Below are 22850 nucleotides of genomic sequence, written 5' to 3'. Positions count from 1 at the left end.
TATGGGTATTCAAACAAACTTGAGTGTTCGTGTTGATATGATACATCCACAGCGTCTTTATCAAAAAATAGGCCTTGGATTACAAAAACGGATTGCGTCCGGAGAATTTGGTCTCGGTGATCGTCTGCCGCCTGAACGAGAGATCGCAGAGGAACTTGATGTCAGTCGTTCCGTCGTTCGGGAAGCTATTATCATGTTAGAACTGCAAGGGTTTGTTGAAGTCCGCAAAGGATCGGGGGTTTATGTCATTAAACTGCCCGACACATTACAAGAAGAGCAGGAACCAGAGTTAAATCGCAGTAGCGATGTCGGCCCGTTTGAATTGTTACAAGCGCGACAGGTGCTGGAAAGTCAGATTGCGAGTTTTTCGGCATCGAACGTTACCAAGAATGATATTTCTCGTCTTCGATACTACTTGGATCAAGAGCGCGTCAGTCTGGAAAATGATACCGATGATTACGAATATGATCGGCTATTCCACCTGACGATTGCTGAAGCCTCTCAAAATAGTGTCCTGAGTGACATCATTCATGACCTGTGGGAGCGGCGAAACGACAGTCCCATGTGGCAACAACTGCATTCACGTATTAAGAGCAATACCTACCGTTGTCAATGGCTAGAGGATCATGAGCGAATCTTATTGGCATTACAAAAGCGTGATCCGGACGGTGCAAGACAAGCGATGTGGCAGCATATCGAAAATGTAAAGCAGACGCTGTTTCAATTATCCGATATGGATGACCCGTTATTTGATGGTTATCTGTTTCGCTAACTCTTTGGATAGAGTCATGTTGCATTCATACAACATGACTCAACAATAAATCACTAGAAAACGAATAACTAGGAAACAATTATGGAACAAACTTGGCGTTGGTATGGCCCAAGCGATCCTGTATCTTTAGATGATATTAAACAAGCAGGCGCCACGGGAATTGTAACTGCATTGCATCATATTCCGAACGGTGAAGTATGGCGCAAAGATGAGATCCTCAAGCGCAAAGCGCTGTTGGAACAGAAAGGGTTTAATTGGTCTGTTGTCGAAAGTGTGCCGGTACATGAAGAGATTAAGACGCGCACCGGTCAGTATGCTCAATGGATTGAAAACTACAAACAGTCACTGATCAATCTCGCTGAATGTGGCATTGATACCGTGTGTTACAACTTTATGCCGGTACTCGACTGGACACGTACTGATCTGGAGTATCAGCTCCCTGACGGCTCAAAAGCACTGCGCTTTGATCAGATTGAATTTGCAGCATTTGAACTGTTTATTCTCAAACGGCCGGGTGCGACAGCCGATTACACCGAAGCAGAACAAGTTCAGGCGAAAGCCCGTTTCGAACAGATGTCCCAGGCACAAATTAAGAAATTAACCGCCAATATCATTGCGGGCTTACCGGGGGCAGAAGAAGGATATACGTTAGAAGAGTTTCAGGCGCGTCTTGATACCTATCAGGGCATCGACAAAGAAAAACTGCGGGAACATATGGTGCTATTTCTTCAGGAACTGATGCCCACATGTGAACAGTACGGTCTCAAATTGGCGGTTCATCCGGATGATCCACCTCGCCCGATTCTTGGTCTCCCCCGGATCGTCTCAACCATTGAAGATATCGAAGCGCTGACCACCGCAGTGCCAAGTATGATGAATGGTATCACCATGTGTACCGGCTCTTACGGGGTGCGTGGAGACAATGATCTGGTGCGGATGATTGAAACCTATGGTGACCGGATTTACTTCACGCACTTGCGTTCAACCTTGCGTGAAGAAAGCAACCCGATGAGTTTCCATGAAGCCGCGCATTTAGATGGCGATGTGGATATGTACAACGTGATTAATGCACTGCTGAAAGAAGAGCATCGACGTGAAATGCAAGGGGATGTTCGTCGCATTCCGATGCGTCCGGATCACGGTCATCAGATGATTGACGATCTGAAAAAACAAACCAATCCGGGCTATTCCTGTATTGGCCGCTTGAAAGGGTTGGCTGAGATTCGCGGGATTGAACTTGCTTTAAAACGGGCATTTTACACCATTAACTAAATGATTGATTTGTATCTCGTAACGTTCTTTGCCGTTGATTGATTTAGCCGCTGTTGAGCGGCTTTTTTTATGGACAGAGATTTGATTCTTTCAAAATGGCAGTGACTCTGGGACAATGTAAAAATTGATCCAGAACAAGTTGAGGCATATGAAATACTCATTGGCAGGTTATTGGCAGCTTTCTCCGCTGACTGATCTCACGGTTCCTCAGGATGATATCTGTTTTCCCGCACCGCTGAGCGAGGTTCTCCCTGTCACGCTTTCTGAAGCAGAGATTGCAGCACAGGAATGGCACCTCATGCACGATATTGAAGTGGATGATGAGTTGCTGAGTTATGCGGGGATTGATCTCGTTTTAGAAGGGATCGACCATCATGCGGAGGTCCGCCTCAATGGCGTTGCTTTGTTTGACTGTGACGGATTGTCATCTGTTTATCGCAAAGATATCAAAGCATTACTTCAACTCGGTCGGAACCGATTTGAGATTTTATTTCTCGAGCCTGATGATGAACCCTTGATTGAAGTCGATCAACATCCACTCTGCTTTCTGGGAAAAGAACCCGTTCGTCATTATGATTCACGCGTCGGTATCTGGCGAGAACCTTATCTCCAGTGTATCCGCCATGTCAGATTGACCCATTTGACGACAGAACAGGTATGGCATCTCGGTGGTGGCTGTGAACTGTTGGTGCATATTTATTTTGAAATGCTAAAGCCCGGATTGGTGTCTGCGGTGATTAAATTTGATGGGATGAGTTATCAGATTCCCATCGACATGAGAAGCGATCAGGCCAGTGCTGTCTTTCAGGTTGAGGCGCCCCGCTATTTTGAGCCCGGGCATCCGGATCCTCAGGATTTATATATATTAACCGTTCAATTGGACGGGCAGGAAGAACGTTGTCAAATTGGTCTGAGTGAAGGGATATGTGTGACTCACTTTCCGTTGTGATGATAACATTGCTGTTTGAACAAACGGACGATTAAAAAAGGTGCAGTTTATGAATCTGCACCTTTTTGGTATTCGCTTGTTTCACGTGGTTGAGATTAGAGCTCTTGAGGTTTGACAACCAGTACATGAATCGGGGAGTTCTGCACGACTTTACTGGCGACTGAGCCTAATACCACCTTATCAATTTTAGAACGTTTATGGCTTGGCATGATAATCAGGTCACTGCCCAGTTTTTCGGCATAATCCAAAATGGTGCTATAGGGTTTTCCTTCGGCAATGTGGAGGTGATAGACCACTTCTTCATCAATATGCGTCTCCGCAAAAGCTTTGAGTTGCGCTTTGACGTCGGCTTTCATGTTGGCGGCCGCATCTTTAGGAAAATAGGTCGAAACCATTGACATGTGAATACCGGGCAAAACATTGAGCAGATGTATTTCGGCATTTGAATGTTTTGCATGCCAGACTGCGATTTCTACCGCTTTATCGGCAAAGCCTTGTTCATTTAAATCAACAGGTACAAGAATATGTTTGTACATGGGTATATAACCTCTCTAGCCAGAATCGGAGCCATTATATGCCTGACCGGAGTCAGGCATATTGATATGGCATCTATTTTGATGATCTTATGCGGCGTTTTTGATTCCAGATCAATAATAACGTGAGGAATAATGCCGGAATAAATACCCACTCTTTCATTGGTCGCTCAGACTCGACGATGATTGAGTCAATTTTCCAGTCAAAGTCAATGCCGGAGGCTTCTGCCGGGCTACCGAATTCGACCATATCGACCATCATATCTTGTCCTTGCCGGGTCAGCATCAAGCCCATCGAACTGACTCTCTCTTCGGCTGTTTTGGCGCGCTCATCGAATGGTAGTCGAACCGTTTTCATCACATGTTCACCATTCATTTTGTCACCAGAGACAACCAGCTCCAATGCTTCTCCGGGATGAAGCTTCTCCGTGACCTGATAGATATCAGTTCCCGGATACAGTTGATGCTCAGGATAGATCATGTCCCACCAGAACCCGGGTCGGAAGAATGTAAAGGTCAGAGCAAGGAGTAACACCGTTTCCCACCACTTATTCTTGGTAAACCACCATCCCTGAGTTGCAGCAGAGAACAGCAGCATTGCGACAATGGCGGAGAAAATGGTCAGCATTAAATGCCACCAAGTATCGATACCAATCAGTAACAGTTGTGTATTGAATACAAACATGAACGGTAAGATGGCGGTCCGAATATCATAGGTAAAGCCCTGAATACCGGTGCGGATCGGATCCGACTTGGCAATCGCGGATGCGGCAAATGCAGCCAGCCCTACCGGCGGTGTATCGTCAGCCAGAATACCGAAATAGAACACGAACAGGTGCACCGCGATCAAAGGAATGATCAAACCGTGTTGTGCTCCGAGCGTCACGATGACCGGTGCCATGAGGGTAGAGACCACAATATAGTTTGCCGTGGTCGGCAGGCCCATCCCCAGTACCAGACTGATCACTGCGGTAAAGATCAACATCATGATTACGCTGCCACCGGAGATGAATTCGACAAAGTCGGTCATCACCAGCCCGATACCCGTCAAGGTGACCACGCCGACCACTGTTCCGGCGGCTGCCGTCGCGACACCGATACCAATCATATTACGCGCGCCGGATGCCAGACTTTCAAAGAAATCATTCAAGCCGACTTTTGCTTGGGCAGCAATATCACCGGATTGATTCATGAACGCCATTAATGGGCGTTGGGTCAACAGAATGAAGATCATAAACACGGTTGCCCAGAATGCTGATAGCCCCGGAGAAAAACGTTCAACGGTCAAACACCAGACCAGCACCACGATCGGCAGCAGGAAGTGCAGACCTGATTTCAGCGTCGGACCCGGATCCGGAACTTCACGTAAGTCCTCATCAATATCCATGGTTTGCCCGGCATAGCGGGAGGATATTTTGACCAAACCGACATAGGATGCGAGTAGCACCAAGGTGACGATAGGCGTTGCTGCTGAACCAAAGGCTGCTTTTGTCCAGCCGATACCGTAATAGACGATGGCACTGATAGCACCGAGCGCCAGAATTGTGCCGGTAAAAGACAGCACGCTCTGAAGCAGGGTGACGGTTTTCCGCCGCGGCAGTCCTTCCATGCCAGCTTTACAGGCTTCGAGATGGACAATATAAATCAGCGCGATATAAGAGATGATAGCAGGCAGTGCAGCGGCTCTGATCACTTCCACATAAGAAATACCGACATACTCGACCATCAGGAAAGCGGCTGCACCCATGATCGGTGGTGTCAACTGACCATTGGTTGATGCGGCAACTTCTACGGCTCCGGCTTTGGTTCCGGGAAAACCGACACGCTTCATCAACGGGATGGTAAATGTTCCTGTGGTTACGACGTTTGCAATCGAAGAGCCGGAGACTAGTCCGGATAATCCGGAAGCAACAACCGCAGCTTTGGCCGGGCCGCCCCGCATGTGTCCCAGTAACGAGAAAGCGACTTTAATGAAGTAAGCACCGGCACCGGCTCTTTCGAGCATCGCACCGAACAACACAAACAAAAATACAAATGAGGTTGAAACACCCAAAGCAACCCCGAAGACCCCTTCGGTGGTGAGCCAGAGATGAGACATCGCTTTATTTAAACTTGCGCCTTTGTGCGCAATTACATCCGGCATATACGGTCCGGCAAAGGTATATGCGAGAAATACCATTGCCACCATCATCAACGGCGGACCTAAAGCCCGGCGTGTGGCTTCAAGAAGTAACACCATACCGATTACTGAGACAACAACGTCAACGGTTGTCGGGGCCCCTGAACGACCTGCGAGTGCTTCATAAAACAGATAAATATAAGCAGCGGAGAAACTGCCGAGTAATGCCAGTATCCAGTCAATCAGGGGAATGTGATCCCGGGAAGAGTTCTTCATGGCCGGATATGCGGTGAATGCAAGGAAGATTGCAAACATCAAATGAATTGAACGAGCCTGTGTGTCGTTGAGAACGCCAAAATCAAAAATGAATGGTAGCGGGGAAGCATACCAAAGTTGGAATAATGACCAACAGACCGGAACCACCCAGAGAATCCGGCCTGCAAGGCCCTTAGGATTTCGGGCACCTGTATCTGCCTGTGCCACCATATCCTGCACATTTGCCTGCGTCATGTACGTTATCCTTATTATTGAATTATTGATGGTCTAATGATGAAGTTACACCATGACTTTCACACCAACGGAAAGTCAGAAAAGATATTGCGAAAATTAAAATGAGTGATTCATGCAATACCAAAATATAAAATGAGGAGGCGTTCGGCCTCCTCATGATTTATCAGAGCGTTAGCCTGAGGAGATTCTTATTTGAGCAAGCCAACTTCTTTGTAATATTTGACTGCACCCGGATGAAGCGGAATTGAAATTCCCGCTTTCACCATGTCTTCTTTTTTCAGGTGAGCAAATGCCGGATGAAGTCTCTTGAAGGTATCAAAGTTTTCAAACACAGCTTTGGCTACGTTATAAGCAACTTTGTCAGGGACATCAGCACTGGTCACCAGTGTTGCAGCAACACCGAAGCTTTTCACATCCTGATCGGTTCCCCGATACATACCGGCTGGTACATCGGTATAAGTATAGTAAGGGTTTTCTGAGACGATCTTATCAATTTCCGGACCGGTTACAGGCACAAGTTTCGCATCACATGATGTGGTTGCTTCTTTGATGGAACCATTCGGATGACCGACAACATAGATAAACGCATCGATTTTATTATCACACAACGCTTGAGAACGTTCCGAACCTTTCAACTCAGAAGTGAGTTTAAAGCTATCTTTCGTCCACCCCATGCTATCCATGACAACTTGCATTGTTGCCCGGTCACCGGAACCGGGGTTACCGATGTTGACACGTTTGCCTTTTAAATCTTTGATATTATCGATATGGGCGTCGGTACGGGCAATGACGTTAAATGGTTCTGTATGAAGAGAGAACATTGCACGTAGTTTTTTGTAAGGGCCTTGCTCAGCGAATTTGCTGGTCCCGTTGTAGCCGTGATACTGCCAATCAGACTGGACGATACCAAAATCAAGTTCGCCGGAGCGAATTGTATTGACGTTATAAATGGATCCACCAGTTGATTCAACGGAGCAACGAATATCGTGTTCCTTGCGATCTTTATTCACGAGTTTACAGATTGCACCACCAGTTGGGTAATATACACCAGTGACAGATCCTGTTCCTATCGTAATGAATTCTTGCGCATTGACGGCAGTGCTTGCACCGATGGCAGCAGCTGCAATTGCGCTAAGTTTCATAATTTTATTCAATACCATGAATATTCCTTCCTTTTTGCTTGTTGTCTCTCAGTGAATATAGACTGAAGAGAGTTCCTATTGAAGAAACAGCAACTTTTCACAATGACTCGAAAAGTGGGCCGATAATATCAAAAAATTGGCACAAAATTGAAATATTGTTAATGAAAATTACACATATGACAAAAATATCAGAGAAATATTTGGCAAAAGAGAATCGAATTGGTGAGTGGAATCAATAAGTTAAATATGAGTAAAATCAAACACTAGAGATGCTGAAGATGTGATGTAAGTCACGTTAACTACTTCAATAAACAGAATATTATTCTTTTTATCACTAGTGTTTTATGCTGCAAAAATTATCCGAAATATTCAAAAAGTTCGCACACAGAGCGGTGTAACTCTTCAACGGAAATTTGACGGGTCGGGGTAATGAAAATGGTATCGTCTCCGGCGACAACCCCCAGAATTCCTTCTGACTTACCGAGCGAGTCCAATAAGCGAGCAATGAGTTGTGCGGCTCCGGGACCGGTGTGAATCACCACTAACGCCGGGTTATAATCGATATCAAGAACCAGCTCCCGCAGAGAACTTGAAACGGTAGGAACTCCCAATTCAGCCGGAAGACAGTACACCATTTCCATTTTGGCATTGCGAGTCCGGACTGCACCGAACTTGGTTAACATCCTAGAGACTTTGGATTGGTTGATGTTCTCAAATCCTTCGCTGCGCAGCGCTTCGACAATATCGCTTTGAGAGCCGAAACGTTCTTCTTTGAGCAACGCTTTAAATGAGCGGACTAACAGATCTTGTTTATCTACGTTTTTCATAATTTACTTAGCAAAGGCCTTTTCGCCGACGGGTGGCATTGGCCTTATGGTTATCAAAATCACTACACAAGGCGAATAGAGACCTCATGTATCCTTTGAATATTTTCGCATAGTTATGCACAATGCTCCAACTGATTTAAAATTCAGTGTAGAGAATCAGTTATAAGTTATTTGGTATAAATGGATATATAAAGCATAACGTATTGTATAATTGGTAAAAATATTGTAGGGAACGCTTGCTCAGGCGAATGCTTCATACTGGTTCTTGCGTCACTTCGCAAAGCTAGCGCGAGTCAATTGTAATCAAGTTGTAATTGCTATAGCTTTTCCAGTTGCATAACTACCCTACAAAAGAAATATCGAGAGAACGCTCAAGGAGAATTACAAATGAAAGTCGCTGTTATTGGTGCCGCTGGCGGTATCGGTCAAGCCCTTGCTCTGTTATTGAAGAATCATCTACCTGCCGGTTCTGATCTTGCCCTTTACGATATCGCACCTGTGACACCAGGTGTGGCAAAAGATCTCAGTCACATCCCGACCCCTGTTTCAATCAATGGCTATTCAGGAGAAGATCCAACCCCAGCCCTTGAAGGTGCTGATGTTGTGTTGATTTCTGCGGGGGTTGCCCGTAAGCCGGGGATGGATCGTTCGGATCTGTTTAACGTCAATGCCGGGATCGTTAAATCGCTGGCTGAAAAAATTGCGGTGGTTTGCCCTGAAGCATGTATCGGAATTATCACTAACCCTGTTAATACGACAGTTCCTATTGCTGCTGAAGTGCTGAAAAAAGCGGGTGTTTATAATAAGCGTAAATTGTTCGGCATCACGACGCTGGATGTGATCCGTTCAGAAACATTCGTCAGTGAATTAAAAGGAAAAAATCCGCTGGATGTAAACGTGCCTGTGATCGGTGGGCATTCTGGTGTGACTATTCTTCCTTTACTTTCTCAGGTCAAAGATGTCACTTTCTCTGATGAAGAAGTTGCTGCTTTAACGCATCGTATTCAAAACGCAGGGACTGAAGTGGTTGAAGCAAAAGCCGGTGGTGGTAGTGCAACATTATCGATGGGGCAGGCTGCTTGCCGTTTTGGTTTGTCGCTTGTGAAAGCGCTTCAGGGTGAAGCCAATGTTATCGAGTGCGCTTATATTGAAAGCGATGGCGGTCTTGCACCTTTCTTCGCTCAACCTGTCAGATTAGGCAAAGACGGCATTGAAGAAGTGCTGAGTTATGGTGAATTGAATTCATTTGAACAAAAAGCACTGGAAGGAATGTTGGATACATTGAATGGCGACATTCAGCTTGGTGTTGATTTCGCATCATAATGATTCGACATATTGTTCAGAATGAAAAAGCTGGCTTAGCCAGCTTTTTTTACAATGGTTGAACAGCTCTATTTGGTGCGGTGAACGGCGAGATGAGCCAATGAAATCAGCGCTTCTTTATATTCATTGTCAGGAATAATACTGAGCGCCTGAATTGCTTTGTCTGCTTCTTCCTGAGCTTTCTGCTGGGTGTAAGTGAGAGAGCCGGTTTGTTCCAGAATCTCAAGGATTGTTTCAAGGTGTTCCATACCGTTTGATTTTTCGATCGCATCCCGAATGATCTGAACCTGATTGGGATTTCCTATACGCATCGCATGGAGGAGAGGGATCGTGGGCTTGCCCTCTGCAAGATCATCACCAACATTTTTACCCATTTCGTCACCATCTGATGTGTAGTCCATCAAATCATCAATGAGTTGAAATGCCGTTCCCAGATAACGTCCATAATCTTGCAATGCTTTTTCTATATCAGCGTCAGACTCGCTGAGGATCGCACCGATCTGAGTCGCTGCTTCAAATAAACGGGCGGTTTTGGAGTAGATCACCTGCATGTAGTTTTCTTCGGTGATATCCGGATCATTGCAGTTGATCAACTGTTGGACTTCGCCTTCAGCGATAACATTCACTGCGTGACTCATGAGTTCCAGCACCCGGAGTGAGCCAAGTTGCGTCATCATTTGGAATGAACGCGTATAAATGTAGTCTCCGACCAATACACTGGCAGCATTGCCAAAAGTTGCATTGGCGGTGGCTTTACCCCGTCGCATGTCCGATTCATCGACCACATCGTCGTGAAGTAATGTTGCGGTGTGTATAAACTCAATAAACGCAGCCGCTTTGGTATGAGCGTCACCGGTGTATCCCAGAGTACGGGCAGAGAGTACGGCTAGCAGAGGACGAAGACGTTTACCGCCACTATTGATGAGGTAAAAACCAAGCTGATTGATCAATGAAACGTCAGAATTGAGCTGGGCAAGAATTGTCTCATTAACTTTTGCCATGTCATCGGCAGTGAGTGCTTGGATAGCTTTAAAATCCATTGTAAATCCGGCTGAAGTTCTATATTTGTAAGGAAGTAATGTTCTTTGAACCCGTTCATAATACACTAAAAAACAGGGATGAATACATGCTATAATGCTAGGCTCGAGAGACTTTTGCCCTATGAGTTGCTTTTCGCCAATTTTTTAAAAATAGAGCTTGTTTTAGAAACGGCATTCGCGTAGAATCTGCGCCCTATTGATGATTAGTTTAGCGCACACCCAAAATTACTCAAATAGTAGGATGGCTGTGCGGAAAGAGCGGAGTAAAATATGTACGCTGTTTTCCAGTCTGGTGGTAAACAACACCGAGTAAGCGAAGGTCAAACACTTCGTTTAGAGAAATTAGACGTTGAAACTGGCGCAACTGTTGAATTTGATAAAGTTCTTCTGGTTGCTAACGGTGAAGAAATCACTGTTGGTGCGCCTCTTGTTGATGGCGGAAAAGTAACTGCAGAAGTTGTACAACACGGTCGTGGCGATAAAGTAAAAATCGTTAAGTTCCGTCGTCGTAAGCATTCTCGCAAGCAACAAGGTCATCGCCAGTGGTTCACTGAAGTGAAAATCACTGCTATCAACGCTTAAGTAGGAGAGTTTAACAATGGCACACAAAAAAGCTGGTGGTTCTACTCGTAACGGCCGCGATTCAGAAAGTAAACGTCTGGGTGTAAAACGTTTTGGTGGTGAGTCTGTATTGGCAGGTAACATCATCGTTCGCCAACGTGGAACAAAGTTCCATGCTGGGACTAACGTAGGTATCGGTAAAGACCATACTCTTTTCGCTCTATCTGACGGTAAAGTGAAATTTGAAGTAAAAGGTTCTAAAAACCGTAAGTTCGTTAGTATCGAAGCTGAATAATTTTAGTTTCCTGATGAATTTAAAAGCCCTGCCATTTGGTGGGGTTTTTTGTTTATTTCAAGTCTGTCGGTTTAGTTTTCACGTGTTTAGTTTTCAGCACTGATGAGATGCCGAATTCTATTGTGAAATCAGAGTTTAAAATGATCGACTTCGGTTCTGATCTTCGGTGAAGGGATATTATGTCTGTTTTGATCCGGAGACGATCCGCTTAAAGAATGTTATGAATGATTTGCCTAGAGTTCTGCTAAAGTTTATAGCAAGGGTATTCGGGTAATGTTGCAACGCAAATAATGCGGAGTGAAAGATGAAATTCGTTGATGAAGCTGTCGTAAAGGTTCAGGCGGGTGATGGTGGCAACGGTATTGTCAGCTTCTGGCGTGAAAAATTCGTCACGAAAGGCGGCCCTGATGGTGGCGACGGTGGTGACGGTGGGGATATTTATATTCTCGCGGATGAAAACTTGAATACACTGATTGATTACCGCTTTCAGCGCTTCTATGACGCTGAACGTGGCGAGAATGGACGTGGTGGCAACTGTACGGGAAAACGTGGAAAAGACAAAGTTCTTCGTGTTCCTGTGGGAACTCGGGCAGTCGATATCCACACCAATGAAGTGATTGGGGAAGTTGCTGAGGATGGCAAGAAGCTCATGGTTGCCAAAGGCGGCTGGCATGGTTTAGGCAATACCCGTTTCAAGTCTTCAGTCAATCGAGCACCGAGACAGAAGACCATGGGAACCAAAGGCGAAGTCCGGGAAATTCGTTTAGAACTGCTATTGTTGGCTGATGTTGGCATGTTGGGCTTACCCAACGCAGGAAAATCGACATTTATTCGCGCTGTTTCGGCGGCAAAACCGAAAGTGGCAGATTATCCGTTTACCACGCTGATTCCAAGTCTGGGCGTCGTCAGTGTTGTTCCTGAAAAGAGCTTTGTGGTCGCTGATATTCCGGGGTTGATCGAAGGCGCTGCCGATGGTGCCGGGCTGGGGATTCGATTCCTGAAACATCTTGAGCGCTGTCGTGTATTGTTACATATGATCGATTTGTTGCCGGTTGATCAAAGTGATCCGGCTGAAAACGCCAGAATCATTGTTGATGAATTGAGCCAATACAATGACAAGTTGTCACAAAAGCCCCGTTGGCTGGTATTTAACAAAGTTGATCTGCTCCCTGAAGATGAAGCTGACAAGATTATTCAGTCTGTATTGGATGAGCTTGAATGGGAAGATGAATATTTCCGGATTTCTGCCATCAATAAACAGGGGACGCGTGAGCTTTGTATGAAGCTGGCTGACTTTATGGAATCTTTGCCAAAAGAAACGTCAGAACGGACTGAAGAAGAAAAAGTCGAATTTATGTGGGATGACTATCATCAGTCGGCAATGAATAGTCCTGATGTGATTACAGAAGAATGGGATGACGATGATTGGGACGACGATGATGATGATGACGGTCATGTGATCTATGTCCGAGACTAATCAATGTATCTAATTTTTTAAACCGCGATTTTTATTGCGGTTTTTTTTGTCTAAATCATTTTCCAACGTATCTTTTTCGGGCAAACTCTGAGTTTCGTATACGATTGACGAATGGATTAGGTTGGGAAGGGAATCATGACATCGAAACAGAGAGCAGTCTCTCGTCTGATTGCTCAGGCGGGGCAGATGCTGTTAGCTCATGGAGCAGAGAGCACCTTAGTCGCGGATATCATGAGACGGATGGGGATTGCCAGTGACATGGATGAAGTCGAAGTTGCGCTGACGGCAAATTCACTGGTGGTGACCACGGTTTATCATGCGCATTGTATAACGACGGCACGCCGATGTCAGGATCGTGGCATCAATATGAAAGTTGTGACTGATATTCAGCGTATTTGTATCATGATGGAAAAAGGAATTGTTGATTATCAGCTTGCGCAACAAAAACTAAACCGGATCACCCCACAGCGATATAATCGTTGGTTGGTGCTTGTGATGATTGGATTATCTTGTGCGGCATTTAGTCGTCTCGCTGGTGGAGACTGGAGTATCTTTGCTGCCACTTTCGTTGCTTCTTCTGTTGGTATGTTCGTGAGACAGGAAATTGCTCACCGACATTTCAACCCGCTGCTTAATTTTGCCGCCACGGCATTTGTGACCTCTTTGATTTCAGCACAAGCCGTCAGTTATCAATGGGGAAATAACCCGACTTTAGTCATGGCTTGCTCTGTGTTAATGCTTGTACCGGGCTTCCCGCTGATTAATTCGGTTGCTGACATGTTGAAGGGATATGCCAATACGGGGATCGCTCGGTTCATGATTGCATCGCTTCTGACGCTTTCAACTTGTTTAGGGATTATTGCAGCAATGTTTGTGACGGGCGTTTCGGGGTGGTAATGATGAATATAGATATGATGATGACGTTATTGCTGGGATTATTGAACGACATGTTTTTTGCGTCAATACCAGCTGTTGGTTTTGCTCTGGTCTTTAACGTTCCGGTGCCGGCATTGAAATATTGTGCGCTGGGTGGTGCAATTGGTCACGGCTGTCGTTTTTTGTTAATGAAATATGGAATGCCGATAGAGTGGGGAACATTTTTTGCCGCAACACTGGTTGGTATGATTGGTGTTCACTGGTCTCATCGTTTTTTGGCCCATCCGAAAGTATTTACCGTCGCAGCATTAATTCCGATGGTCCCCGGAGTCTTTACTTATCGTGCCATGATTGCCATGGTTGAAATTAATCATCTCGGTTTTACACCGGAGCTATTTTCAGTGTTGATGGAAAATTTTCTGAAGGCGATGTTTATTATTGCTGGCTTAGCGGTTGGGTTGGCGGTTCCCGGCTTATTATTTTATCGTCGAAAGCCTGTCGTTTAGATTGCTTGCAGTACGAATCTCGATAGAATAGCAGCTGATTTTTGATGTGATGGCGGTATTTCTATGATAATCAGTATGATCGCAGCGATGGCGAATAACCGGGTGATTGGTAAAGAAAATCAGATGCCTTGGCATTTACCTGCAGATTTTGCCTGGTTTAAACGCTGCACGTTGGGCAAACCCATCATCATGGGAAGAAAAACTTTCGAGTCGATTGGTAAGGCGCTTCCCGGGCGGCAAAACATCGTCATCACTCGCAACCCGCAGTTTTGTGCGACTGGGGTTGACGTTGTGGATTCTCTTGAAAGTGCATTGTCACTGACTGCTCAGGCTGATGAAGTCATGATCATCGGTGGGGGAAGTGTTTATCAGTCGAGTTTACCGATGGCCTCAAGGTTGTATCTCACCTATATCCAGGCTGAAATTGATGGGGATACCTGCTTCCCTGAAATCGGTACTGAATGGTATGAGACTTATCGGGAAGTGTATCCACAAGATGAAAAAAATGCCTATGACATGTCATTCGTGATACTGGAGCAAAAGCAGGCTGAGTGAACGAGGTCGGTTCAGGTAGAGACTAGCCCACCTGAGAATTAACCAGTGCCGGTTGGCTGAACAGTTGCTGATCTTCCCAGCGGATCATCGTTAGTGTCCCGCCCCAAACACAACCGGTATCCAGTCCGATGACATCTTTTCTGACACAGCCTTCTAACGCTGCCCAGTGACCGAAAATAATTCGTTTCTCTATTGGCGTCGCCCTAGGGAGATCAAACCATGGGCGTAGTTGAGTGGGATCGACTGCTGAAGGTGGTAACTTACAATCCATATCCAGTGCTCCGCTGGGTGTACAGAAACGCATTCGGGTAAAGGCGTTAATGATATAGCGATAGCGTTCCAGACCGGACAGGGAATCATGCCACTGATTGGGCATATTTGAATACATATGCTCGATGAGCCATGGCCACTTTTCACTTTGGAGCAGTAACTCGATTTCCTGAGCGGCTTGCCGTGCTGTCGGCAGATCCCATTGGGGAGAAATGCCTGCATGGCAGACGACAAATTCAGGATGCTCTAGCAGGAGGGGCTGGCATCGTAGCCATTCGAGTAATTCGTCTCTATCTGGCGCTTGAAAAATAGCATCGGTCCGATCTTTCTTTTTCAGCGGATGAATGCCGAGCGCAATCGATAGCAAGTGGAGATCATGATTGCCTAATACAGTCTTGGCGGATGTACCTAATGCTTTAATATAGCGTAGCGTTTCCAGTGATTTAGGACCTCTGGCAACCAGATCACCGGCAACCCACAGTTGATCATGTCGAGGGCTGAAGTCAACTTGGGAAAGGAGGAGTTCGAGTTCGTCCAGACATCCTTGTAGATCGCCAACAATATAATTTGCCAATTCAATCGCTCCTGTTCGTTGCAAGCATTAAAACAATTCGTTTATCAATTTGTTTAGGTGATCAGTTTAGAATATGCGGTACATAGAGGCGAAAAGGGTCTATTTCTGCCGTAAACTCTTTTCCTTCGCTGTCATGCATAATGTACTGTCCTTGCATGACTCCAACCGGTGTTTCGAGAGCGGTTCCGCTGGTATAGGTATATTCGTCATTGGCTGCAATATGGGGTTGTTCACCGACGACACCATCACCTTCTACGGACATCTGTTTCCCGTTGGCATCTGTGATTAACCATCTGCGTCCGATCAGTTGCACGGTTTCCTGACTGAGATTCTTCACCGTAATTACATACGCAAAAATATATCGGTCTTGTTCGGGGAGTGATTGTTCGGGGATATATTTGGTATGAACTTGCACTTTAATGCATGGTTTGGATATATCCATATAATCTCCTTACTCAGCGGTGCCGCGGTTTATACCGCGGCAATCATGCAGCTAGCTGTTGCTGTCCAGCCAGTTTGCCATCGCGACAAATTGACTGAGGGATAGGTTCTCCGGACGGTTAGTCGGATTGATGCCTAGCTCTTCTAAGACAGAAACATCGAGTAGTGACTTATAACAGTTACGTACGGTTTTACGCCGCTGATTAAATCCTTCCCGACAGACTCTGTCGAGCCATTTGAGACTGGTTGCAGGATAAGGTAACTCCTGATGTGGTACAAGTCGGACGACTGCTGAATCCACTTTCGGTGGTGGTACAAACGACTCCGGTGGCACTTCCAGTACCGGTATAACCTTACAGTAGTACTGCGCCATCACCGTCAGGCGTCCGTAAGCTTTTGTTCCGGGTCCTGCTGCGAGTCGGTTGACAACCTCCTTTTGCAACATGAAATGCATATCATGAATTTGATTTTGGAATTCAAACAGGTGGAACATCAAGGGCGTGGAGATATTATATGGCAGGTTACCAAATACACGCAGTTTGTTTTGAGATTGTACCAATTGGCTAAAATCAAAACGTAACGCATCCGCTTCGTAGATCGAGAGCTTGTCTTTTAAGTCAGGATGATTTCTCAGCCGTTCGGCCAAATCACGATCCAGTTCGACGACGGTGAGTTTATCGACTTCTTTTCCGACTGGCTCTGTCAACGCTCCCAAACCTGGGCCGATTTCAACCAGATTTTGTCCGGGCTTCGGGTTAATTGCAGCAACAATACCATCAATGATATAAGGATCATTGAGGAAGTTTTGACCGAAGCGTTTTCGGGCTTTGTGTCCTAAGTGGACATCATTTTTTATCATCATCAATTACTTTGTTTGCTTATTTACTAATTCGATTGCTTGCTGTAAAGCCGTTTTCAAACTGCCGGTATCGGCAGTTCCGGTACCGGCAAGATCCAAGGCTGTGCCATGATCGACCGAAGTGCGGATAAAAGGTAGCCCCAGCGTGATATTGACCGAGCGGCTGAATCCCTTATATTTTAGTACAGGAAGCACCTGGTCATGGTACATGCCTAAAATTGTATCAGCTTGTTCGAGATACTTGTCATGAAATATCGTATCGGCCGGCAGTGGCCCGGTGAGGTGCATATTTTCCTCATCTCTTAACGAGTTCAGCGCCGGTGTGATCGTTTCTATCTCTTCATTGCCCAAGCACCCATCTTCACCGGCATGAGGATTCAGTCCACACACATAAATATGTGGGTCATCAATCGCAAACTTCTCTTTCAGATCGTGATGAAGGATACGGACAATGCTTTGGAGACGTTCGGTCGTGACGGCTTTGGAAACATAAGCGAGTGGAATATGCGTGGTTACCAAAGCAACCCGGAGTCCTTCTGTCGCAAGCATCATCACCACCAGTGGTGTATTTGACTTCTCGGCAAAAAATTCAGTATGCCCGCTGAAAGCGACCCCGGAACGATTAATCACCCCTTTATGGACCGGGCCGGTGACCACTGCATCGAATTCACCGCTCAGACATCCTTCGGTTGCTCGTTCCAATGTTCGTAGTACATAGTGACTATTGGCTTCATCGAGCTGCCCTGCGGTCACCGGGGTTGCCAGCGCGATATGTTCTACCACCAGTGAGCCAGCCTTCTGAACCATAGGAGGCAGGGTCGGATCATAATCATTAAGTTCAACATTGAGACCCAGCAAGGCTGCCCGCTGTTGTAATAGGGATTTATCTGCACAGACCACAATTTGATGTGACCAGTCTTCCTGAGAGAGTGCCAGCACAAGATCCGGACCAATTCCCGCCGGTTCTCCTGCGGTGATTACAATACGTTTAATTGTCATTCGAATCGTCCTTGAGTCGTTCAATAAAAGCACTCGCTTTTAGCTCTTGAATCCATGTACTGGATTCTTCATTAAACTTGCGATTAAACAGAATTCGATAGGCTTTGTTTTTCTGCGCAGCATCAGTCTTATCCACCTGACGGCGTCCCAAGACTTCGACAATATGCCAGCCGTGAACGGTTTTAAATGGCTTACTGATTTGGCCTACCGGCAGGGTTTCAATCTGATGTTTGAATTCCGGCACATAAATATCCGGTGACTGATAGCCGAGTTCACCTTGCTGTGATGCTGACCCCGGATCTTGACTGTACTGTTCAGCAAGTTCGCCAAACGTTGCTTCTTTGTTATGAATCTTCTGAATAAAAGAGTTCAGCTCTTTTTGGGCCCCTTCATCACTTAAAATAATGGAGGTTTTGAGCAGAATGTGACGTGCATTGACCTCAGTGACGGACACGGTTTGTAGCCCTTTCACATCATCAATTTTCAAAATATGGAGTCCGACACCACTACGGAACGGGCCAATAATTGTCCCTTTACTTTGCATCTTGATTTGATCCGCGAAAATGGTTGGCATTTCTTCTTTTCTCATCCAGCCCCAGTCTCCGCCTTCCAGCGCTTTGGGACCTTTTGAATAGGTGAGTGCCAATGTTCTGAAACTTTCGCCTTTGGCGAGTCGGCGAACTAACGATTTTGCCAGTGCTTCGATTTTAGATTTATCATTATCATTATCGATACGGAGCTGAATATGGCTGATTTTGTACTGAACGGAAGTGTCTGTTTCTTGATTGAGGATCTCAGCCAGCGAGTCTACTTCTGCCGGTAAAATATTAATTCTACGGCGCACGAGCGCATTACGCGCTTCTGAGATGGCTATCTCATCACGGATTTTTTCTCTGAAAGTCCCGTAGCTGACGCCAGCCTGTTCGATTGATTTTCTCAGTTCCTGTACGGTTTGGTCATTTTGTTTGGCAATCTCTTCAATCGCCTGATTTAAGCGACTATCATCAATTTTTACCCCGATACGGTCGGCTTCCTGCTTTTGTAGGGTGTCTGAAATGAGTTTATCGACAACCTGTGCTCGGATGACATCGTCCGGCGGAAGTGTTTGATGATGATGCGCTGCATTCGCTTTAAACAGCTTCATCTCCGTTTCTATATCACTGGTTAAAATCGAACTGTCATTGACAATTACGGCCATACGATCCAGTTCGACCGGAGTTGCACTAATGCTCAGACTATAAAGGCTGATGATTGTGATTAGAAAGTATTGCCACAGTTTCATCGAAAATCCTATTGATTGGGCATATTGCATATGCCGCTTGTGGTTCAAAAAATATAAATGATTTACAAACACCGATATAAAAACAACGCATGAGCTCGGCAGCTTCCCGCTCGATTGCTTTTGATATATATCATTAGTTATTTAGCATGAAGGGGCGTCCATAACCAATTGCATTCGACGTTAATTCATTGTTATGCGTCATGTTCGTCCCCAGACCAATAATACCGATATTGACACTCAGGTTGTTTTCATATCTCGCTTCAGCATCAGGATATTGTTGGAATGACGGTATCCATTTATCCAATTCCCGGCTGTACGTCAGGCCGATAAACCAGCAGTCAGACATATAGGTCAGGTTGGTCTGCCATTCTAATGGGTTGTCTGTGGTGAGATCATAATAATAGAGCGCCTTAGTTTGCCATTTCGGACTGAGGTTGTATTGTGCCACGACACCGAGTTGTGAAATGCCATCTTTGGTCAGAGAATTGACGTCCAGTGTGTCACCGACGGTATCCTCAATATACTCTTGGGTGACATAACGGTAGTTGGTCTGGATAAAGCCTTTATCATGCCGATACTCAAGAGTACTGTTAGACAATTGTACACGAGACGTGTCAACGTCATATTGGATACCACCATGATAAAACAATGCGTCGTCATAGTTGAAATCCATTTCTACAGCCCAGGCTGAATAATCTGAATTTTCTGTCGTTGAACGATTGAAGTTATCTTTCAGACCTTTATCCAAATAGAATATCTGCCCAAAAGCGATATTTAAGCGTTCTTTATATTGGTCGTCGAAAAAGCGCGAGGCCGCCCCATAGCTAATTTGGTTAGCCGGGGCGATAAAGTCTACACCACTGTATTTACGGCTCCGGAACAGACCATAGTAGTCGGTCTGTAACAGGGTCGTATCGTAACGGGCTATGTTACTCTGATCTCTCTTGGGAATATAAAGATATTGCATCTGAGGTTCCAGCGTCTGTGTATAACCATCTAAAACGACGGTATCCCGTTCCAGAATCAAGCCAATATTTGAGCGAAATTCAGGAATATCTCTGGACACATTTTCTTTATAGCCCTTTGATTCATCCACCCCGTTTAAATCTTGTTGATAATAAGTTGAAAGTAATCGCGCCTCTGTTGTCCAGGTACCCCAAGTGGCTCCGAACGGAATCTTGATGCCCGGTTCAATATGAACGCGGGTTGCCGAAGGGGCACCATTTTCATCGGTATCGAATCTTGAGACATGGCTAACCAAGTCAAAATCAAGATAACGCATCAGCTCTGGTGCGTAATAGTTAAATGCAACCTGAGGCATTAATTTGTACGGTTGGTTACCCGTCGCCGTCAGAATCTGGAAATCTCGCGTAAGCAGAGAGAGATCCCAGTTGGTCGAACGGTAACTGACACTCGCTTCTTGGGTTAACTGACCATCTTGTCGGGTTCCTATTTCTGAACCCAGATCTGAAAAATAATCAATATCACTGACTTCAGCATAATTGATCGCTAGCGCCCAAGATTGATCATAAACACCGTAGTGCGTGAGTTGGAATCCCCAGCGGTCGTCTTTTTCCGGATATTTTTTATCATCCGGCAGATATTCATAGTTGATATCGCCACTTCCAAAGGCATTCAAATAGCGAAAATGGCTGTTCAGTTGTGTACCCCGGTTTTCCATGTATTTCAGATCAGTCTGCAAATCATAGTTGGGGGCAAGGTTCCAGTAGATTGGAACATTCAGTTGAAATCCGTCTTTTGAACCGAAAGAAAATGTCGGATACAGAAAACCGGTTTTCCGCGTGTCTCCGATCGGCACACTCAGTAGTGGCAAATAGAGTAGAGGGACGCCCAGTACTTCCATACGAGGATTGTAAAATATTGCAGTTTCTTCATTCTGATCAATCGAAATACTGGACGCTTTTAAACGCCAAGCGTTATCGCCGTCAGGGCAGGATGTGATCGAACCATCTTCTATCTCATACATCGCCTGACCCGTCTTGGCGACATAAACGGCATCTCCTCGCCCTGGCTGGCAGAGAAAGTGATAATTGGTCTTTTCCAGAGTCAATTGGTCGGTATTGAGATTATTAGTTGCTCGCTCAGAGACTGCTTGAACTTCACCATCATCGAACTTGACATTCCCTTGTGCGACCACAATGTTATCTTTCTGATGCAGGGTGACGGTATCGGCTGTCATCCGTTTTTTCCCCTGAACGACGACAACATTACCAACGTATGTCGCTTTATCGCCATTAACTGCTTCGAGCTTATCCGCTTCAACATTAATGGGTTGCTCATTCTGGTTGGTTGGTTCGATGTCTCCGGCACGGCACTGACCGATAGTGACCGTATTGCTTTGCGGAGCTGTTTCTGCATAACTATATGGGATAAAAAGTGCTGCACAGATCGAAGCAGCTAGCAACGAACGAGGAAAGTCTGACATCTAGTTGTGTTATCCTGTTAAATTGAGTTGATTCGGATGATCAGCATCAGTTGAACTAAAAATGTCTCTAATCATAATGGAAATTCAATCATACAGCACTAGTAGACTGCGCAACTCGTAAAAAATTCATTGAATGAGAGTCAATAATGCATATTTTCGGCAAAATTTTGGGTACTTTTTTTGGTTTATTGCTGGGTGGTCCTATCGGGGCCATTTTCGGGCTTTTCCTTGGGCATCAGTTTGATAAAGCCCGAAAACAGTATCAATATTCACCATTCTCGGTAGGGGGGAATGGTGGTGCATCTCAGGAGGAACGTCAGGAGGAGTTCTTTCGCGCCGCTTTCTCTGTGATGGGCCATGTTGCCAAAGCCAAAGGCAAGGTGACGAAAGAAGAGATTCGTTTAGCGACGATCATGATGGATCGGATGAATCTCAACGACGCGCAGCAACGCTCCGCACAAGAAGCGTTTCGTGAAGGGAAAGAGTCTGGTTTTCCTTTGGAAGACGTGCTTGAACAGGTAATGCGTTCAACCGGCGGACGACGTGACTTAATTCAATTTTTTCTGGAATTACAGATTTCTGCAGCCTTTGCTGATGGCGATCTCCACCCGAGTGAGCGTGATATTCTGCATAAAATTGCCAGAGGGCTGGAATTCTCCGCAGCACAGCTTGAACAACGATTGAGAATGCAAGAAGCGGCTTTTCGCTTTCAACGCCATGAACATTCCGGGCAAGAACGCTATCAAGACAATCGGCAGGGCGGTAGTTTCAGCCAAGCATATAGCGCGAACCATCTGAATGATGCCTATCATGTGTTGGGTGTAGATGAAACCGCTGATGCGAAAACGGTAAAAAGAGCATACCGAAAACTGATGAATGAACATCATCCCGATAAACTGATGGCGAAAGGTCTGCCACCGGAGATGATGACTATGGCGAAAGAAAAATCTCAAGAAATTCAGCAGGCTTATGAGTTAATTAAGAAAACTAAAGGCTTTTAAGCTGATTCAGGTTGAGACCAGAACCAAACAAAAAATCCACAGCAAATGCTGTGGATTTTTTTGAAAGTGGCTCCCCCTGCGGGACTCGAACCTGCGACATACGGATTAACAGTCCGCCGTTCTACCAACTGAACTAAGGGGGAATAAACTTTTAAGACGTTCTCGTCTATGCAAATTGATGGTGCCGGCTGCCGGAATCGAACTGGCGACCTACTGATTAC

22 protein-coding genes and 1 tRNA gene are annotated in these 22850 nt (G+C 45.6%); 11 read left to right on the top strand and 12 right to left on the bottom strand.

Translation table 11 applies throughout. The features are described from left to right. The first annotated feature begins 1 nt into the window (after position 1). The 3 genes from VRK_RS20185 (at position 2) to VRK_RS20175 (ending at position 2993) form a co-directional block, all read left to right on the top strand. The gene (locus VRK_RS20185; RefSeq protein ID WP_157372071.1) at positions 2-772 is read left to right on the top strand and encodes an FCD domain-containing protein; all 771 of its coding nucleotides are present in this window, start codon (positions 2-4) and stop codon (positions 770-772) included. Positions 773-853: 81 nt separating this feature from the next. Next, positions 854-2044: a mannonate dehydratase gene (uxuA, locus tag VRK_RS20180; protein WP_059123294.1), complete on the top strand. Its 1191-nt coding sequence runs from the start codon at positions 854-856 to the stop codon at positions 2042-2044. A gap of 148 nt (positions 2045-2192) precedes the next feature. Beyond that, positions 2193-2993 (top strand): glycosyl hydrolase 2 galactose-binding domain-containing protein, encoded by an 801-nt coding sequence (locus VRK_RS20175; protein WP_059123293.1) that lies wholly within the window; start codon positions 2193-2195, stop codon positions 2991-2993. A gap of 95 nt (positions 2994-3088) precedes the next feature. Here the strand turns inward: VRK_RS20175 and VRK_RS20170 are convergent, their stop codons facing one another. The 4 genes from VRK_RS20170 to argR form a co-directional block, all read right to left on the bottom strand. Further along, a complete protein-coding gene (locus VRK_RS20170) occupies positions 3089-3529 on the bottom strand; it encodes a universal stress protein (RefSeq protein ID WP_059123292.1) in 441 nt (146 codons plus the stop codon). A gap of 73 nt (positions 3530-3602) precedes the next feature. Next, positions 3603-6155 (bottom strand): TRAP transporter permease, encoded by a 2553-nt coding sequence (locus tag VRK_RS20165; protein WP_059123291.1) that lies wholly within the window; start codon positions 6153-6155, stop codon positions 3603-3605. Positions 6156-6343: 188 nt separating this feature from the next. Further along, on the bottom strand, positions 6344-7315 hold the full coding sequence (locus VRK_RS20160; RefSeq protein WP_059123290.1) for a TAXI family TRAP transporter solute-binding subunit: 972 nt from the start codon (positions 7313-7315) through the stop codon (positions 6344-6346). A gap of 338 nt (positions 7316-7653) precedes the next feature. Then, the gene (gene argR, locus VRK_RS20155) at positions 7654-8124 is read right to left on the bottom strand and encodes a transcriptional regulator ArgR (protein WP_059123289.1); all 471 of its coding nucleotides are present in this window, start codon (positions 8122-8124) and stop codon (positions 7654-7656) included. A gap of 387 nt (positions 8125-8511) precedes the next feature. Between argR and mdh the strand changes: the two genes are divergently transcribed. Further along, positions 8512-9447, top strand: coding sequence for a malate dehydrogenase (mdh, locus tag VRK_RS20150; RefSeq protein ID WP_059123288.1), 936 nt, complete (start codon positions 8512-8514; stop codon positions 9445-9447). A gap of 68 nt (positions 9448-9515) precedes the next feature. Here the strand turns inward: mdh and ispB are convergent, their stop codons facing one another. Next, on the bottom strand, positions 9516-10487 hold the full coding sequence (gene ispB, locus VRK_RS20145; RefSeq protein WP_059123287.1) for an octaprenyl diphosphate synthase: 972 nt from the start codon (positions 10485-10487) through the stop codon (positions 9516-9518). Between the two features lie 270 nt (positions 10488-10757). Here ispB and rplU point away from each other — a divergent pair, with 270 nt between their 5' ends. The 6 genes from rplU (at position 10758) to folA (ending at position 14757) form a co-directional block, all read left to right on the top strand. Next, positions 10758-11069, top strand: coding sequence for a 50S ribosomal protein L21 (rplU, locus tag VRK_RS20140; RefSeq protein ID WP_021019783.1), 312 nt, complete (start codon positions 10758-10760; stop codon positions 11067-11069). Positions 11070-11085: 16 nt separating this feature from the next. Continuing rightward, the gene (rpmA, locus tag VRK_RS20135; protein WP_021019784.1) at positions 11086-11343 is read left to right on the top strand and encodes a 50S ribosomal protein L27; all 258 of its coding nucleotides are present in this window, start codon (positions 11086-11088) and stop codon (positions 11341-11343) included. 304 nt (positions 11344-11647) lie between these two features. Then, positions 11648-12820, top strand: a complete 1173-nt coding sequence (gene cgtA / locus VRK_RS20130) for an Obg family GTPase CgtA (RefSeq protein ID WP_059123286.1) — start codon at positions 11648-11650, stop codon at positions 12818-12820. Between the two features lie 135 nt (positions 12821-12955). Further along, positions 12956-13717: a threonine/serine exporter family protein gene (locus VRK_RS20125; protein WP_059123285.1), complete on the top strand. Its 762-nt coding sequence runs from the start codon at positions 12956-12958 to the stop codon at positions 13715-13717. Between the two features lie 14 nt (positions 13718-13731). Then, positions 13732-14202, top strand: a complete 471-nt coding sequence (locus VRK_RS20120; protein WP_443083494.1) for a threonine/serine exporter family protein — start codon at positions 13732-13734, stop codon at positions 14200-14202. Positions 14203-14265: 63 nt separating this feature from the next. Further along, positions 14266-14757, top strand: a complete 492-nt coding sequence (gene folA, locus VRK_RS20115; protein ID WP_059123283.1) for a type 3 dihydrofolate reductase — start codon at positions 14266-14268, stop codon at positions 14755-14757. 22 nt (positions 14758-14779) lie between these two features. Here folA and apaH read toward each other — a convergent pair whose 3' ends face one another. The 6 genes from apaH to lptD form a co-directional block, all read right to left on the bottom strand. Then, positions 14780-15601, bottom strand: a complete 822-nt coding sequence (gene apaH, locus VRK_RS20110) for a bis(5'-nucleosyl)-tetraphosphatase (symmetrical) ApaH (protein ID WP_059123282.1) — start codon at positions 15599-15601, stop codon at positions 14780-14782. A 61-nt stretch (positions 15602-15662) separates the two neighbouring features. Then, complete coding sequence (apaG, locus tag VRK_RS20105; protein ID WP_059123281.1) at positions 15663-16043, bottom strand: Co2+/Mg2+ efflux protein ApaG; 381 nt, start codon at positions 16041-16043, stop codon at positions 15663-15665. 51 nt (positions 16044-16094) lie between these two features. Further along, positions 16095-16904 (bottom strand): 16S rRNA (adenine(1518)-N(6)/adenine(1519)-N(6))-dimethyltransferase RsmA, encoded by an 810-nt coding sequence (gene rsmA, locus VRK_RS20100; RefSeq protein ID WP_157372069.1) that lies wholly within the window; start codon positions 16902-16904, stop codon positions 16095-16097. A gap of 3 nt (positions 16905-16907) precedes the next feature. After that, entirely contained in the window at positions 16908-17900 is a 993-nt protein-coding gene (gene pdxA, locus VRK_RS20095; RefSeq protein WP_059123280.1) for a 4-hydroxythreonine-4-phosphate dehydrogenase PdxA, read from the bottom strand. Further along, positions 17890-19182, bottom strand: a complete 1293-nt coding sequence (gene surA / locus VRK_RS20090; RefSeq protein ID WP_059123279.1) for a peptidylprolyl isomerase SurA — start codon at positions 19180-19182, stop codon at positions 17890-17892. The genes pdxA and surA overlap by 11 nt, the downstream gene beginning before the upstream one ends. 133 nt (positions 19183-19315) lie before the next feature. Beyond that, positions 19316-21628: an LPS assembly protein LptD gene (lptD, locus tag VRK_RS20085; RefSeq protein WP_059123278.1), complete on the bottom strand. Its 2313-nt coding sequence runs from the start codon at positions 21626-21628 to the stop codon at positions 19316-19318. Positions 21629-21774: 146 nt separating this feature from the next. Between lptD and djlA the strand changes: the two genes are divergently transcribed. Beyond that, positions 21775-22629 carry a co-chaperone DjlA gene (gene djlA / locus VRK_RS20080; RefSeq protein WP_059123277.1) on the top strand — a complete coding sequence of 285 codons (855 nt, stop codon included), beginning with the start codon at positions 21775-21777 and terminating at the stop codon, positions 22627-22629. A 67-nt stretch (positions 22630-22696) separates the two neighbouring features. Here djlA and VRK_RS20075 read toward each other — a convergent pair. Continuing rightward, positions 22697-22772, bottom strand: a tRNA-Asn gene (locus VRK_RS20075). Positions 22773-22850: the final 78 nt, after the last annotated feature.

Origin of the sequence: Vibrio sp. MEBiC08052 (genome assembly GCF_001506075.1) — a bacterium.
GTDB lineage: Bacteria > Pseudomonadota > Gammaproteobacteria > Enterobacterales > Vibrionaceae > Vibrio.
This window is presented reverse-complemented; position numbering and strand designations above follow the sequence as displayed.